Here is a 16100-nt window from a genome sequence, read left to right on the forward strand (position 1 = left end):
TGATGTCAAGAGCCGCGATGTCATTCTGCCACGCGACCGAAGCCGTCTCGAACCGGGGCGCGTGTGTGAGCCGCCGCGACCACCGAATCAGCCGGCATCGGCCGCCTTCTGCTTCGCCGCCGCCTTCATCTGCTTCTTGTGGTCGCGCACCTTCTGGAGCGACGCCGGGTCGACGACGTCAGCCACGGAGCGGAAGCCGTCCTCGGCATAGGCACCGACGGCCTTCTCCCACCCCTCGGGCCGTATGCCGAGCTGCTTGGCGAGCAGCGCGACGAAGATCTGCGCCTTCTGCTTCCCGAACCCGGGCAGCGCCTGCATCCGCCGCATCAGGTCTCGCGCGTCGGCGGCCTCGGTCCAGATCCGCGAGGCGTCGCCGTCGTAGTCGTCCACGACGATCCTCGCCAGCTCCTGGAGCCGCGACGCCATCGAGCCCGGGAACCGGTGGATCGCCGGCGGGGTCGCGCAGAGCGCTGCGAACGACTCGGGCTCGGCCGACGCCACGTCGCCGGGCGCGATGCTCCCGAAGCGGTCGAGCACCTTGGCCGGACCTCGGAACGCGTGCTCCATGGGGTACTGCTGGTCGAGCATCATGCCCACGAGCAGCGCGAAGGGGCTCTCGGTCAGGACCTCGTCGGCGCGGTCGTCGCCGGTGATGTGGATGGCCATGGGCACCAGCATGCCGCAGCGCCCGGACTCATGACCGATCTCAGTGCCCGTGCGGTGCGGGCGCATCACCCAGCGGCAGCATGACCGGCTCCTCGGCGCCGGGGGCCCACAGCTCGAGCAGGGTCGCGTCCTCGGGCACCTGGTAGGTGAAGGACCGCGAGATCTCCGTCCCCGGTGGCAACGTGTCCGCACCGTCGTCCACGTCGATCGGTGGGTCGGCGCCTCCTCCGCCGGCCTCGTCGACCCGGAACCGGGACGGGTCGAGCACGTAGCCGTCGTCGCTGGTGGTCGCGATCGTCAGGTCGACCGTGACCCAGCGGTAGCCGTCGGGGATGTCCGGCACCCCGGAGCTCGCCCCCATCGTCATAGCCGGTCCGCTCATCGGTGCGGACAGGTCGACGTCGTAGGCGGCATCCACCTCGAAGGTGCCGGACCCGAAGGCCACCAGCTCGCCCACCTGCGGGTGGTCGTCGTGGCCGCGGGGAGCGAGCAGCCCCCACACGCCGAGCCCGACGACGAGCAGCAGGGCGGCCACCACCGCGCCCACGGCCGCGCGTCGCGCCCGGGTCGACGCCTGCCCCGGCTCGGCGGCCGGCATCCCCAGTGCGGTCACCACGTCCGTCTCCCGACTCTCGCGGCCGGACTCATCCGGTTCCCCCCGACACCCTCAGCAGGGCCCAGAGACCCTGGTAGCGGCCGAAGGAGGCGCTGTCGGAGATCAGGTAGTCGCCGTCGACCCCGAACGGACCACCGGCCTGCGGGAGCACCATGGAGTGGTTGATCGCAGGCCCCATGCCCTCCTGCGCCCCGATCCAGTCCGTGAGCGGAAGGTGGCCCGGCGCGGCGTGGTCCTGGGCGATCGGGTCGTCGTGGAAGGCCCAGCTGATCCGGTCGGAGTCGTCCGAGGACGCCGTGGTCGCGGGTGCGCGCGGGTAGCGCTGCCAGGAGTGCCCGTCGATCGCGATCACGTGGCCGCGGGCGTGACCGCCCGGTTGGACCACGTGGATCCTCACCTGCTGACCCGCCCGCGCCTCGAGGATCGGCACCCACGGGTCGCCTCCGGTCATGCTGTTGGACAGCAGACGGCTCGCGTCAGGGTTGTCGCGCAGGATCGGCTCCTCGAACGGCACGTCCGGGGACACGCCGAGGCGGTACCAGAGCGGGTCGCTCCGGTAGTTGATCGCCTTCTGGCCGGAGTCCTCCGCGTCCTCCGGGACTCCCTTGCCCTCCGAGGGCATGGCCGGCACCGCGCACTGCATGTCGGCGGGCACGCCCGGGCAGTCTCCGCTGAACCGCATGCCGATGTCGTCCTGGAGCACGAGCACCTGCTCGCGGTAGGTCAGGCCGCCCGGGGACGTGACCGTCGCCGCCAGCCGGCTGCCGGCGTCCGGCGCCCAGCTGGAGCCCGGCGGCTCGATGACCAGGGCGCCCACGAGCCCCTTGCTCGCGCCGTTGATCAGGTCCGCCGAGGAGAGCCCGACGGCCCCGAACTCGACGGGGCGGGCGACCAGGTTCATCGTCGTGGCGCTGGTGCGCACCGCGCTGACGTCACCGGCGTACCAGGTGTAGTTCGTCGTCCCTCCCGGGCGAACGCCCCCGGTGCCGCCACCGACGGCCGTCCCGTTGGAGGTCCGTACGTCGTTGTTGACCAGCGGGGCGTTCAACCCCACGACGCTGGAGGGCCTCACGTCGTTGGCGTTGAAGCTCACCCGGCTGCCGTCCGCCTGCGGATCCTTGTCGACGAGGGGCGGCAGGGCGTTGTAGCCGGGGAGGTCGGGCACCACGGCCGGCAGCCGGTTGGTGAGCTTGACCTTGAGGCAGTCACCCGCCGCGGCACGCATCACCAGTGGCTCGACCGGGACCCCGGGCTTGAGGCCGCTGACCGCGTTGGTCTTCTTGTTGATCACCAGGTCGGAGTCGAGCACGTAGATCAGCGCGGTGGGATCGACGAGCCTGCCGGAGGCCACCGGGTTGCCCTCGGCGTCCACGAGCTTCGCGCCCCGGCTGTTGTAGGTCAGGCCGTCCGGGCCGAGCAGGTCAGCCGCCCGCATGGCGCTGACGTCGTAGCGACGCACCGTTGCGCTGGTCGGGCAGGTGCCGGCGTTGGGAGCGCCGTTGAACGAGGAGAGGTTGCCGATCGACCAGTTCTTCGTGGGCATCGCGTGGCCTGGCAGCGCGGCCAGGTCCTTGCGCTGCTTCTGATAGCTGCGGAGCAGGCCCCAGGTGCCGTTCCACAGGTCCTCGGTGGCGGCACCGGTCCCCCACAGGTAGTCCACCTCCGCGGGCGACCCACGGCCGGAGTCGGGCAGCACCGGGGAGTCGACCACGAAGTACTCCGAGATGCCTGCCGGCTGCGCGGCGCGCCAGCCGGAGGACTCGTTGAGCGGCTCGCCCTTCCACTTCATCCCCTGGACGAAGAAGTTGTGCTGCTCCTCGGTCGCCCCGACCTGCATCCGGAGCCGGATCCGGTCACCCGCGTAGGCGCGGAGCAGCGGCGTGTAGGGGTCGCCGGGCTTGACGTACGTGGGCCGCGGGTAGAGCGCGGGCTGGGTGTTGAGCTCCGGCATCGCCCGGTCGGTGCGCGACTGGAAGGCGAAGGCCAGGTCGCCCCGGTCGCCAGTGGCCTGCGTCTTCGTCACCGGGTCGAAGACACGGAGGGCGACGGGCTCGTTGCGGTAGTTCACCACCATGGTGCCCACGTCGTCGGCGGAGATCGCCTCCGGGCAGGGCCGGGGGTCGCCGTTGGGGCACACGTCGGGCACCGCGAACAGGTCGGGCGTGGACTCCGCGGGGACCCGGAACGAGGGGTTGATCGCGTTCGCCGGGTCGGCGTAGCTCGGGATCCGGGTGCCCTTGCCGTCCAGGTTGTCGGCGGTGTGCAGCGTCCCGCCGCCCGCCCGGTAGGCGTGCTGGAAGTCGCCGAACTCGAGATAGAACTCGCGGTGGCTCCTCGACGCGTCGGCGGTGCGGATGTCGGCTCGCCAGGATGTCGGTCCGCCGTCCTGACGCGCGCCCATCTGCTTGCCCGACTCGGGGTCCCACCAGGTCGCCCCCTGCGGCTCGACCAGGACCGTGGCGTACAGCCCGGTCTGCTGGTGGGTCGAGGGGCCGAAGTGGTCGTGGGTGAACACCGAGCCGTGCCCGGCGTCCCACGACTCGTTGAGCACCGGGTCGGCGTACCAGCGCTGGATCGTGGTGCGAGCACCCCAGGCCAGGTCCCCGACGCCGGGCTGGCCGCCGAAGAAGGGGTCCCTCACCGCGGTCGGGCACTGGGGCGTGCCGGCCTTCTCCCCCGCCTGGAGGCGCGCGTCCTCACCGCCGGTGGTGCAGGCCTGTGGCCCGACCCCCAGGAACGGTTGCCCACCGGCCTCGGTGCCGGCGCGGACGGCATGGATGCGCTCCTCGACCTCCTGGGGCGACAGCGTGCCGTCCTCGTAGTTGAACCCGTTGCCGGAGCCGTCGGCACTGGTCACGTCGAACTTCACCAGGTGGATGTGCTGCCCGATCACGTCGGTCGGCGTACGCACCTGGTAGTCGTCGAGCTCGTAGACGTTGGGCACCAGGTTGGTGTGCCACAGCGAGGCGCAGTCGCCGGCCGCCAGCCGCATCACCAGGGGCTCGGGGGGTCGGTCTCCCCTCAGGGTGGGCGACACGTCGTTCCAGAGCGCCTCGATGCGTTGCTGGGGGAAGTGCCAGCCCGCCTTGTTGAAGACCGCGTCCAGCTGGATGACGGCAGCCTTGTAGGTCAGGTCGCGCACGCCGGCGTGCTCGATGGAGCCGTCGGGGGCGGTGCCGTCGGTGCGGCACGGATCGGCGTACGGCGCACCCGGGGCCGGCGGCAGGCCGTTGGTCTCGAACCCGTTGACCAGGCGTTGGACACCCCCGGTGACCTGGGGGCTGCCCCGGGACACCGGTGGCGCCACCCCGAGGCCGGCCGAGGCGTAGGTCGAGTGCCAGGCCTTGGCGTGGTAGGCCATGGCCGCCTTCTCCGCCGGCGTGCCGTCCTCGGCCGGGTAGGAGATCAGGGCGGTCTCGAGGACCTTGTTGAGGTCTCGTGGTGTGACGTAGGACGTCGCCTCGCCGCCCAGGATGACGTGCCGGGGCAGCCCGCCGTCGCGGACGAGGTCCAGCGGAGGCGTGGGCGGCCGATGCCCGGCGGCACCCGGGACGAAGAACGGGTAGCCCGGGTTGGAGTCGACCGGGTCGGAGAGGTCCTGCAGCCAGTTCTGCTCCACGTCGGCGACGCCGTCGCCGTTCACGTCCACCTGGCTGGAGGGCTGTCCCGGACCGTCCCCGTCCAGGTCGGCGGCCACCACGCTGGTGTCGTCGTTGGGTGAGGGCGCCATGGGCTTGCCCGGCAGGGGCACGATCGCCGGGATCGGGGTGCCGGCGGTGATCTCGCCGTCCGGGAGCGCACGGGACCCCTCCGCCGGTCTCAGCCCGTCCATCGCGGTCCCACGCTCGAACGTGTCATGGGTGCGCCAGAGCTCCCACATGCCCTGCGCGAAGTGCGGGTAGAAGTGGCAGTGGAAGATCGAGTCACCGACCGTCTTGTTGCGGTTGCCGGACCCGCCGTAGGCGATCTCGTAGGTGTAGGACGCGCCAGGGCCGATCAGCTGGCTGTCCAGGTAGGTCGACTTCGCCGCATTGGGTGTCCCCTGCCACTGGTGGGCGTGCAGGTGGAAGATGTGGTGCTCCTTCGGGCCCGCGTGCAGGTTGCGGAACTTCACCCGGTCGTTGAGATAGCTGTGGTGCACGTTGGACGGGTCGTCGGGGAACTTGGCGTACGTCGCCCGCTCGCCCTCGCCGGCCATCACCTTGTTGGCGGGCAGGTCGACGATCATCGCGGGGTCCCCCACCGACCAGGCGCTGAGGAAGAACTCCTCGAACTTGCACTCGGTGCAGTCGGCCATCGGCCCGAGCCCGAGCCGGTTCGCGATCACCTCGGCACCGACGCCGCTGACGCCGTAGTTGATGCCGAAGCCGTCCTTCACGCCGTGCAGCGTGTGCTGGAACGTGGCCGGGTCGTCGAACATCTCCGGGAACGCCTGCCGCGCGAAGATCTCGTCGTGGAAGATCGTCGTGAACTCGCGGAACGGCTCCTGACCGCGGCGCTGGTTCTGGTTCTGGACCTGGTTCGCCCAGTACTCCTCGGGGTAGTCCTGGGCAGGGAGCCGCCAGCCGTTGCTCCGGGGGCCTGAGATGACCGCGTTGAGGTCGCCGTGCACCAGGGTGCCGGCCGCGTCCATCAGCCGCATGATCGGCGCTCCCGCGCGGGCGGCGTCGTAGCCCACGGCGTCGGGGTCGGTGGGGTAGGTCGCGTCGTAGTTGATGATCGGCTGGCCGTCGGCGGTCAGCCGGACCCGCGGCTGCCCGTCCTCGCCGTACTGCGGCTCGAGGGTGGGGTCGCCGGCGTCGTCCCAGGCCGACGCGGCGAGGTCCATCTCCATCCGGGTGACCTGGCTGCGGTAGGCGTCGGTGCCCCACGGCTCCACGTTGACGGCACCGAAGAGCCCGAACGGCGTGGTGCCACCGGCCGCCTCCCCGCTGGAGGCAGCCGCGCCGTTGTCCATGACGTAGCCGTTCTCGTGGTCGCCGTAGAGGCTGTAGGTCGCCGTGTCGCCCGGCGAGACCAGACCGGAGGCGTTCCTGCCCACGAGGGTGCCGCCGTCCCTGGCGTTGTTGACCAGGGCCAGGCCCTTGACGTGGATGCCGACGTGACGATCGGCCGGCTGCTCGGAGTCGGCGCGCTCCTCACCGAGCAGGTTCTGGAAGTGGATCTCGAGGCAGTCACCCACGTTCATCCGCAGGGTGAGCGGCCGCGGGCGCTTGTCCGGGCGCAACGTGACGTTGCCCGCCAGCTGCCTCCCGCTGAGACCGGCGGCCGCCTGGTCGCTGATGGCGGTGCCGGCCGGCACCCCGGCGACCTCGGTCTCGAGCACGACGTCATGGCGCAGGGCGAAGATCATGCCGGCGGGGTTGGTGGCCCCGAGCCGGTTGTAGTCGAAGGCCTGGTCGAGGGAGACCACGTCGGCGTGGACGGTCCGGCTCTGGACCTCGAACGTCGGCCGGCACCCGGGACTCGGAGCCGGGTCCGCGGCGACGGAGCTCGCGGCGGGCGCGGTCATCCCGGCGAGACCCGCGGTGCAGGCGCCGGTGGCGAGCACCGCGATCCAAGCGCGGAAGCCCCACGACCTCCGCGGGACGGACTCCCCGGGCCTCAGCCAGGGGGAGCCACCCCAGGGGGAGGCCACCAGCGCCATCGCGAGGGTGACCAGGAGGGCGATCAGGGTGGCGCTCGAGGCGTCGCGGACGAGGTGCTCCACGAAGCCCATCGCCCCCTCCGCGGACTCCTCCCCGTGCTCGACGAACAGGGCTCCGTGGAGGCTGTCGCCGGGGATGGTCGCCGCCCCCACCAGCACGCTGACCAGGAGCGCCCAGCCGACTGGCAGGAGACCGGTGGGCAGCAGGGCACGGGCCTCGCGGCGGATGGTCGCGGACCCGGCCATGACGAGGGCCAGCCACATCATCGGGACCGCCATGCCGCCGTCGCGGATCAGGTGCAGCAGCGGACCCGGCTCCCCCTTCTCGTGGAGGTGCTGGTGCAGCAGCTGCTGTGCCCCCACCACCGCCAGCGCCAGGAGCACCGCCGCGAGAAACGTGCCGAGCACGCTCCACGAGGCGCCGTCCTCACGACGGCGCGGACGGGGCAGCTGGCGTGCTGAGACCCTGACCTGTGTTCTGCCGACGATCCTCATCGTCCCGCCCCCGCGCGTCCGGACCTGGCGGCCCGATCCGCTGACTGATCACGTCAGGATGACCCTGACGTCGGATCGTCGGGGGCGCTGGCAACTACATCCCCCCAGTTGGGGTACGCGAGCCCTGTCGGCGCGTGAGGTGGCCTAGACGTTCCGGGTGGACTCCACGCACGCGCTCGGCAGGTCCTCCGGCCGTCTGGGCCGGACCTGGACCCGGTGCCGATCAGCCGTCGACGGCGAGGTGCGTGAGGTGCGCTCCCCTCAGGCGTCGGCCTTGACCGCGAGCACGGGGCACTTGGCGTCGAGCAGGATCCGCTGGGCGTTGCTGCCGAGGATCAGCTTGCCGACGGGCGAGCGACGGCGCAGGCCGATGACGATCAGCTCGGCCTCGGCGTCCTCGGCGATCCCGATGAGGTCCTCGGCGGGCTCGAAACCTCGCACGAGCTGGCGCACCTCGTGGTCGAGGCCCGCGTCGGTCAGCATGCCCTTGATGCGCTCCATGTCGGCCTCGGCCTTCACCGAGGCCTCCGCGTCGAACTCGCTGCCGCCCCGGTGGGAGTTGACGACGACGATCCGCGCGCTGCGCAGCTTCGCCTCGGCGATGCCGCTGTTGAGGGCGGCCTCACCCTCCGGCTTCGGCACATATCCCACGACCACGGTCCCCATTGGCCCTCCTCTGCCCGACACGGCCCTCGCGGGCCCTTGCGGGCAACCTACCGAATCCCGGCCACGAGGGGCAGGCCTGTGGACGACACGCCCCGCCGACGCCGCGGATCGGGCACCGTGGGCCCGTGGCCCCACCCGACCCGGATCCTGCGCGGCAGCGTGCCCTCCTGCTCCGCGAGGCCGTACGCCGCCACGCGGCCGGCGAGCGCCGCCGGCGGTTCGCCCCCGTGCTTCACGTGGGTCGCCCCGGCGTGCGTGAGCGCACGGTCGGCGCTGCCCTGACCGCGACCGACCACGCGCTGCGCTGCGACCTGGTCGCGGCCATGGCCACCCGTTCCGGCGTCGACGACCCGCTGGTCTGGGTGACCCGGCCCGGCGACCTCGATCGGGAGGACGTCGACGTCGCCTGGGCTGCGGCGACGCGAGCCGCGGCGGCCGAGGCCGGGCAGTCGTGGACGTGCGTGGTCGTGACCCGTCGGGGCTGGTGCGACCCGGTCACCGGCGAGGGCCGGACCTGGGCACGGCTGCGCGACTGACGACCCGACGGTCAGTCCCAGGTGTGCACCGGCTCGTTGGTGTGCATGCGCTGGCGATAGTCCTCGAGCGTGGCCCGCAGCGCGTCGTAGCGGTCGAGGTCGGAGCGGTCGCGCATCCGTCGTGCGAACCACTCCGCACCGTTGGTGCCGGTGAGGCACCGCTGCTCGATGACGTCGAGCAGCCGACCGCCCTCGGCGTCCGGCACGCCCCAGGCCTCCAGCCCCTGACGTGCGAGCGGCAGCAGCCGCCGCAGCACGAGCTCGGTGACCCGGACCTGGCCGATGCCCGGCCAGTAGACCTGGGTGTCGATGCCGTGCTGGGCAGCGGCGTGGAAGTTCTCCTCGGCGGCCGAGAACGACATCTGCGACCACAGCGGCCGCTCGCTCTCGGCCAGCGAGCGGACCAGGCCGTAGTAGAAGGCCGCGTTGGCGATCAGGTCGACCACCGTCGGTCCCGCGCCGAGGCAGCGGTTCTCGACCCGGAGGTGGGGCACGCCGTCGACGGTGTCGTAGACCGGCCGGTTCCAGCGGTAGATCGTGCCGTTGTGGAGCCGGAGCTCCTGGAGCTGCGGGGTCCGGCCGTCCTCCAGGACCTCGATCGGGTCCTCGTCCTCGGTGACGGGGAGCAGCGCGGGGAAGAACCGGACATTCTCCTCGAAGAGGTCGAAGACGGTGGTGATCCAGCGCTCGCCGAACCACACCCGGGGCCGCACTCCCTGGGCCTTCAGCTCCTCGCTGCGGGTGTCGGTGGCCTGCTCGAAGAGCGGGATCCTCGTCTCGCGCCACAGCTCCTTGCCGAGCAGGTAGGGCGAGTTGGCGCCCAGCGCGACCTGGATCGCCGCGATCGCCTGCGAGGCGTTCCAGTAGGCGGCGAACTGGTCGGGCGAGGTCTGGACGTGGAACTGGGTGCTGGTGCAGGCGGCCTCGGGGACGATCGAGTCGGCCGTCGTGGCCAGTCGCTCGGGCCCCGCGATCGAGATCGCGATGTCCTCGCCGCGCGCGGACATGATCTGCTCGCTCAAGAGCTTGTAGCGCGGATTGGGCGTGATGCTGTCGAGGGAGAGGTGGCCCTCGGCGAGGGTCGGGAGGATCCCGATCATCACCATGTGGGCACCGACCTCCGACGACTTCTGCTCCGCGTCGTTGAGGCTGCGACGCAGCTGGTCCTCGAACTGGGCGAGGCCGCCCTCGCGCAGCCGGGCCGGCGGCACGTTGATCTCGATGTTGAACTGCCCGAGCTCGGTCACGAAGTCCGGGTCGGCGATGGCGTCGAGGGCCTCGACGTTGCGCAGCGCCGGGTCACCCCGGTCGTCGACGAGGTTGAGCTCGACCTCGAGACCGGTCATCGGGTCGTCGGTGTCGAAGCGTGCCTCGCGCAGCATGCGCGCGAACACGTCGAGGCAACGACGCACCTTCTCGCGGTGCCGTGTGCGGTCTGCCCTCGAGAACTCCTGTGCAGACACCTCGTCGCCCATGGGGTGACCCTAGGGCCGGAAGCGACGCGCGGCCATCACCCTCACGATGCGGGATCGACTCCGGCGCCCACGTCGTCCCACGACGAGGGTGGGACGGCGCCCTCCAGCGCCGAGGCGACGAGGGCGGCCAGGGAGTGGTCGGGGCAGGCGGCGCGGGCGCGGTCGACGCCGCACCAGGCCAGCGCCCCGTCACCGGACAGCCAGGCCACGAAGGCCAGCACGGCCGCGGCGTGGGCGACGAGGTCGTCCGGGGCGCGGCGCACCAGCGCCGACCAGAGCTCGACGTGGTGGCGGGCCTCGCCGCGCTCGACGTCGCCCCACACGGCGTCGCGCACCGACTGCTCCGCCACCGCCTCGAGCAGCCGGGCAGCCTCGGGAGCCGGCGGCACGGTGCCGGCCAGGGCGTGGTGTCTCGCGGTCGCGGCCGCCCACTCCGGTGACGCCGCCGCCGCCGGCCGGCAGCGGGTCACCGCGGCCGAGAGCTCGGGGTCGGCGTCGAGCGTGGCGGCGAGCTCGGCGCGAGAGCCGTGGATCACCCGCCCCCGGAGCACCGCGTCGACGACGAAGGGGTGGGCGGTGACGTCGTAGGTCACGCCCGCGGATCCTGCGCCGCGCAGCCGTCCGTGGAGCGGGTGCCACCGGCCGGCGTGGGCACGGATCGCCTCGAGGCAGGCGATGCCGGCACCCTCGAGCGACCGCGTGACCGCACGGACGGCGCGACGGGCGGTGCGGTCGTCGTCACCGAAGACCAGCAGCACGGTGGCCTCCACGCGGTGACGCAGCGCCGGGCGGAGCAGGGTGTCGGCCAGCAGCGCGAGCTCGTCGGCGGCGCACCGGGGAGGGGGCAGGTCGACGCGGGCGTGGAAGGGACCGGGGCCGCCGAAGGTCAGCATCACGACGGAGTCGTCGGGGTCGAAGCCGAGCACCACCCGCGCGACGGCGAGCAGGTCCTCGGGGGATCGGGCGGTCAGGGTCGTGGGCGGGAGCGAGAGCGAGGTCATGACTCCGACCCTCATCGCGCCCGGCGACGTCCACGAGGGTGTCGACCGGTCCTTGTGGACAGGTCTGCAGCCACGGCGGGTGTGGACGGTCGGCGGCCCCTCGGGGACGCACGACGCGACGTGTCGGAGGCCGCGAGTAGGTTGCGGGCGTGCGTGCGCAGGCCTCCGTGCTCCACCTCGACCTCGACGCGTTCTTCGCGGCGGTCGAGCAGCGCGACAAGCCCTCGCTGCGCGGCAAGCCGGTCGTCGTCGGCGGTGTCGGGGGGCGCGGGGTGGTCTCGACGGCGTCCTACGAGGCGCGCCGCTACGGCGTGCGGTCGGCGATGTCCACCCGCGAGGCCCGCGCCCGCTGCCCCCACGCCGCCTTCCTGACCGGCCGGTTCCACGCCTACCGGGAGACCAGCCGGGCCGTGATGGCCGTGCTGCGCGCGGTCTCGCCGCTGGTCGAGCCCCTCTCGCTCGACGAGGCCTTCGTCGACCTCGCCCCGGCGGAGCTCGGCGACCACGACGAGACGACGCTGCGCGCGATGGGTGAGCGGCTGCGCGAGGGGGTCAAGGAGGCGACCGGCGGCCTGACCGCGTCGGTCGGCATCGGCACCTCGAAGTTCATCGCCAAGGTCGCCAGCGACCTCGACAAGCCCGACGGCCTCGTCGTCGTGATGCCCGGCACCGAGACCGAGCTGCTGCGCCCGATGCACGTCACCGTCATCCCGGGCGTCGGACCGGCAACGGCCGAGCGGCTGCGGCGCGCCGGCATCCACACCGTGGCCGACCTCGAGACCGTCAGCCTCGACGAGCTGGTCCGGCTCGTGGGACGCGCCCACGGCACCGGCCTCCACGCCCTCGCCCGGGCCGAGGACGACCGGGCCGTCGAGCCGGAGCGCGAGACCAAGTCGGTGTCCGTGGAGGGCACCTACGACACCGACCTGACCGACCGGAGCCTCATGTCCGGTCTCCTCACCCGCCAGGCCGGGCAGGTCGCCGAGCGGCTGCGCAAGCACGGCCTCTCCGGGCGCACGATCACGATCAAGGTCCGGCTCCACGACTTCACCACGCTCAGCCGGTCCACGACCCTGCCCTCCCCCACCGACCACGCACCGACGATCGCGCGGCTCGCTCGCTCGCTGCTCGAGGAGCTCGACACCTCCGGCGGCGTCCGCCTCCTCGGGGTGGGTGTCTCCGGCCTCGCCGACTGGATCCAGGAGGAGCTGTTCACCGACGAGGAGCCCGAGCAGGAGCAGGACGTCGCCCCGGTCGAGCCTCCGACGCAGCGGTCGACCTGGGCTCCCGGCATGGACGTCGAGCACACCGAGATGGGCCGTGGCTGGGTGTGGGGCTCGGGCCGCGGGGTCGTCACGGTCCGCTTCGAGACCGCCCAGACCGGCCCGGGACCCGTGCGGTCCTACCCCGCCGACTCCCCCGACCTGGCCCCGTGGCGGCCGCCCGAGACCGACGGAGCCCCGGTGTGAACAGCAGGTGACACCTGCTGCGTGGAGTTGCGCCGGGCGCCGCGCACCGGGAAGGCTGGCCGATGAGTGAGGGGCCCTTGATGGTATGAGCATCAGGGGCCCCTCGGCTTTGACCGGTGACGTGACGCCCGGTCCACCCAGCCGGATGTCCGATCCCGCCGCCCCCGTCACCGGGCCGACGCGGCGAGCGAGCTCGCCGTCCGGATCTTCTCTCCGACTCGATCCCCGACCCGCCGCGAGCGGCCGATCGGTAGGAGAGTTCTACGTCGGCCGTCACCGCCTGCGCAAGGCTTTCTGCGACATTCCGTCGGTCCCACAGGCGCGTCCACAGGCACACCCCGCGATCTCCACAGACGACGCCCCGGTCGTCCACAGCCGTTCCGGGAGCCTGTGGACGGACCCTCACGAGCGCCGGGCCCAGTGCTCCTCCTCCACGACGTAGCCGAGACGTTCGTAGAGGCGCCGCGCGTGGGTGTTGGGACCGAAGACGTTGAGACCCAGCCACCGGTGGCCGAGGTCGCGGGCGAGCCGGGCTCCGTGGACCATCGCCGCCGCCCCGACGCCGCGGCCCCGGAACGTCGGGTCGACCTCGACGTCGTAGACCCAGGCCTGGGCCGGCCACCGCTCGCAGACCCAGACGAGACCGGCGACCGTGTCGCCGACCCGCACCGACATCAGGTGCTGGTCGGGACCGGCCCGGCCACCGGGAAGCAGCTCGTCGAAGGAGGCACGTGCGGTGGCGAGCGCCAAGGCCGCCGACTCCCCGCTCTCCTCCCGCTCGCGGGCGTAGGCCGCCACCGCTCCGTCGGCGTACGCCGCCAGCTCGGCGTCGCCCATCGGCGACACCGAGACCCGCTCGGCGAGGTGGTCGCCGGGCAGCGGGGCCCGCAGGTCGAGCCGCATCGTGGTCGCGGTCCGCTCGAAGGACCCGTCCGCCACGAAGGCCTCGCGGGTCGGCTCCCCCGGCAGCACGCTCGCCGCCAGCGGTGACCCGGCAGTGGCGGCGGCGAGGTCCCGGAGCGCCACGACCGCGTCGGGGTCGACCGCCCGGGCGTCGAAGACGGGAGTCCGCTCACCGTCGGGTCCCAGCCACAGCCAGCCGACGTCGGTGCGCAGCAGCCGCGAGTCGGCGAGGAGCTCCTGGACCAGCGCGAGGGCCGCGGCAGCGCCCTCCTCGGGGTCCACGTAGCGGTGTTGCAGGCGGAAGTGCCGCTGTCGCTCGGCCAGCTCGTGGACGAGTGGGTCGTCGGGGTCGGTCACCTGCTCCGGCTCGGTCACCCGCCGCACTCTAGATTGGCCGGCATGCCGCAGTCCCCTGTCGCCCCGGTCGCAGAGCCCCGCCCCGTCGAGACCACCCACCACGGGCGCACCCGCGTCGACGCCTACGACTGGCTGCGCGAGGCGACCGACCCCGACGTGCTGGCGCACCTCGAGGCCGAGAACGCCTACACCGAGGCAGCCACGGCCCACCTCGCCGACCTGCGCGAGGCGATCGTGGAGGAGATCCGCTCCCGCACCCGCGAGACCGACCTCTCCGTGCCGACCCGTGCCCGCGGCTACTGGTACTACGGACGTACCTTCGAGGGCCGCGAGTACGGCGCCACCTGCCGCGTCCCGGTCACGGACCCGGACGACTGGACGCCTCCGCGCCCGGCGGAGGACACCGACCCCGACCAGCCGGCCCTGCCCGGCGAGGAGGTGCTGCTCGACCTCGACGCGCTCGCCGGCGACAGCGCGTTCTTCTCCCTCGGCGGCTCGGCCGTCAGCCCCGACACCCACCTGCTGGCCTACGCGACCGACACGACCGGCGACGAGCGCTACACGATCCGCGTGAAGGACCTCCGCAGCGGAGGGACCACGGGCGACGAGATCACGGGCGTGCTCGGCGGCGCCACCTGGCATCCCGACAGCGACTCCTTCTACTACGCGACCGTCGACGAGTCGTGGCGTCCCGACAAGGTCTGGCGACACGTCCTCGGCACCACCCAGGACGACGACGAGCTGGTCCACCACGAGACCGACCCGCGCTTCTGGACCGGGGTGGGTCGCACCCGCAGCGACCGGTTCGTCCAGGTCGTCTCCGGTTCCAAGACCACCACCGAGGTCCGGCTGCTCGACACCGAGCATCCCGAGCGCGGGTTCTGGGTCTTCTCCGAGCGCCGCACCGACCTCGAGTACGGCGTGGAGCACGCCGTCATCGGCGGCTGCGACGTGCTGCTCGTGATGCACAACGCGACCGGACCCGACTTCGAGCTCGGCACCGCCCCCGTCGAGCCGACCTCGCCGGAGCAGTGGGAGGCGCTGGTCCCCCACGACCCGGCGGTGCGGCTCGAGGACGTCGACGCCTTCGCCGGGCACCTCGTGGTCCACCAGCGCAGCCAAGGCCTGACCCAGCTGCGGATCCTCACCCTCGGCGAGGAGGGCGTCGCCGACGACCACCTCGTCGAGTTCGACCAGGAGGTCTACACCGTGGGGTCCGGGAGCAACCCCGACTTCCGCTCCCCCGTGGTCCGGCTCGGCTACACCTCGCTGTCGGTGCCGTCGTCGGTCTACGACTACGAGGTGGCCTCGCGCGACCTGACGCTGCTGCGTCGTACGCCCGTCCTCGGCGGCTACGACCCGGCCGACTACGAGGAGCACCGGTTCTGGGCCGCGGCCGACGACGGCGAGCGGGTCCCGATGTCGTTCGTCTGCCGCCGGGGCGCGCTCGACGACGGACCGATCCCGGTGCACCTCTACGGCTACGGCTCCTACGAGACCTCGATCGACCCGTCGTTCTCGATCCCCCGGCTCTCCGTCCTCGACCGCGGTGCCGGGTTCGCGATCGCGCACGTGCGCGGCGGCGGCGAGATGGGGCGCCGCTGGTACGACGCCGGCAAGGTGCTGACCAAGCGCAACACGTTCACCGACTTCGTCGCCTGCGCCCGCCACCTGGTCGCCGAGGGGATCGCGCGGCCGGACGGGGTGGTCGCGGAGGGCGCCAGCGCCGGTGGCCTGCTCATGGGCGCGGTCGCCAACCTGGCCCCCGACGCCTTCGCGGGGATCGTCGCCGGCGTCCCGTTCGTCGACAACCTGACCACGATGCTCGACTCGACGCTGCCCCTGACGGTCATCGAGTACGACGAGTGGGGCAACCCCGAGGGCGACGCCGAGGCCTACGACTACATCGCGTCCTACGCGCCCTACGACAACGTGAGCGCCCAGGACTACCCACCGATCCTCGCCGAGGTCTCGCTCCACGACACCCGCGTGCTCTACGTCGAGGCCGCCAAGTGGGTCGCCCGGCTGCGGGCCACCGCCACCTCCGGGGAGTTCCTGCTGAAGTGCGAGATGGCCGCCGGCCACGGCGGAGTCTCCGGTCGCTACCAGGGCTGGAAGGACCGGGCGTTCAGCCTGGCGTGGATCCTCGACCGCCTGGGCCTGGCCACCCCCACGGGCGAGGGGGACTGAGAACTCCCTGAGAGTTCCCGCCGCACGCAACTTCTCGCCCGCCCCACCCGTCGTTCTGGTCAAGGAGTCCGAATACCTC

10 protein-coding genes are annotated in these 16100 nt (G+C 72.4%); 3 read left to right on the forward strand and 7 right to left on the reverse strand.

Features of this window, described 5'->3' with window-relative positions:
- Positions 1–87 precede the first annotated feature (87 nt).
- The 4 genes from ABD091_RS01200 to ABD091_RS01215 form a co-directional block, all read right to left on the reverse strand.
- Positions 88–666: an HhH-GPD-type base excision DNA repair protein gene (locus ABD091_RS01200; protein WP_343915287.1), complete on the reverse strand. Its 579-nt coding sequence runs from the start codon at positions 664–666 to the stop codon at positions 88–90.
- A gap of 40 nt (positions 667–706) precedes the next feature.
- Positions 707–1279 (reverse strand): DUF4352 domain-containing protein, encoded by a 573-nt coding sequence (locus ABD091_RS01205; RefSeq protein ID WP_343915288.1) that lies wholly within the window; start codon positions 1277–1279, stop codon positions 707–709.
- Between the two features lie 31 nt (positions 1280–1310).
- Positions 1311–7424 (reverse strand): hypothetical protein, encoded by a 6114-nt coding sequence (locus ABD091_RS01210; RefSeq protein WP_343915289.1) that lies wholly within the window; start codon positions 7422–7424, stop codon positions 1311–1313.
- Between the two features lie 261 nt (positions 7425–7685).
- Positions 7686–8090: a universal stress protein gene (locus ABD091_RS01215; protein WP_343915290.1), complete on the reverse strand. Its 405-nt coding sequence runs from the start codon at positions 8088–8090 to the stop codon at positions 7686–7688.
- 125 nt (positions 8091–8215) lie between these two features.
- Between ABD091_RS01215 and ABD091_RS01220 the strand changes: the two genes are divergently transcribed.
- Positions 8216–8626 carry a hypothetical protein gene (locus tag ABD091_RS01220; RefSeq protein ID WP_343915291.1) on the forward strand — a complete coding sequence of 137 codons (411 nt, stop codon included), beginning with the start codon at positions 8216–8218 and terminating at the stop codon, positions 8624–8626.
- Between the two features lie 11 nt (positions 8627–8637).
- On the opposite strand, the gene ABD091_RS01225 is transcribed toward ABD091_RS01220, so the two are convergent.
- Positions 8638–10101, reverse strand: a complete 1464-nt coding sequence (locus tag ABD091_RS01225; RefSeq protein ID WP_343915292.1) for a glutamate-cysteine ligase family protein — start codon at positions 10099–10101, stop codon at positions 8638–8640.
- Positions 10102–10142: 41 nt separating this feature from the next.
- On the reverse strand, positions 10143–11102 hold the full coding sequence (locus ABD091_RS01230; protein ID WP_343915293.1) for a DUF4192 domain-containing protein: 960 nt from the start codon (positions 11100–11102) through the stop codon (positions 10143–10145).
- A 149-nt stretch (positions 11103–11251) separates the two neighbouring features.
- Between ABD091_RS01230 and ABD091_RS01235 the strand changes: the two genes are divergently transcribed.
- Positions 11252–12571, forward strand: coding sequence for a DNA polymerase IV (locus ABD091_RS01235; protein WP_343915294.1), 1320 nt, complete (start codon positions 11252–11254; stop codon positions 12569–12571).
- A gap of 402 nt (positions 12572–12973) precedes the next feature.
- Here the strand turns inward: ABD091_RS01235 and ABD091_RS01240 are convergent, their stop codons facing one another.
- Entirely contained in the window at positions 12974–13849 is an 876-nt protein-coding gene (locus ABD091_RS01240) for a GNAT family N-acetyltransferase (RefSeq protein ID WP_343915295.1), read from the reverse strand.
- Positions 13850–13873: 24 nt separating this feature from the next.
- Here ABD091_RS01240 and ABD091_RS01245 point away from each other — a divergent pair, with 24 nt between their 5' ends.
- Positions 13874–16021 carry a S9 family peptidase gene (locus tag ABD091_RS01245; RefSeq protein ID WP_343915296.1) on the forward strand — a complete coding sequence of 716 codons (2148 nt, stop codon included), beginning with the start codon at positions 13874–13876 and terminating at the stop codon, positions 16019–16021.
- Positions 16022–16100: the final 79 nt, after the last annotated feature.

This window comes from Nocardioides aestuarii, assembly GCF_039527245.1.
Taxonomy (GTDB): domain Bacteria; phylum Actinomycetota; class Actinomycetes; order Propionibacteriales; family Nocardioidaceae; genus Nocardioides; species Nocardioides aestuarii.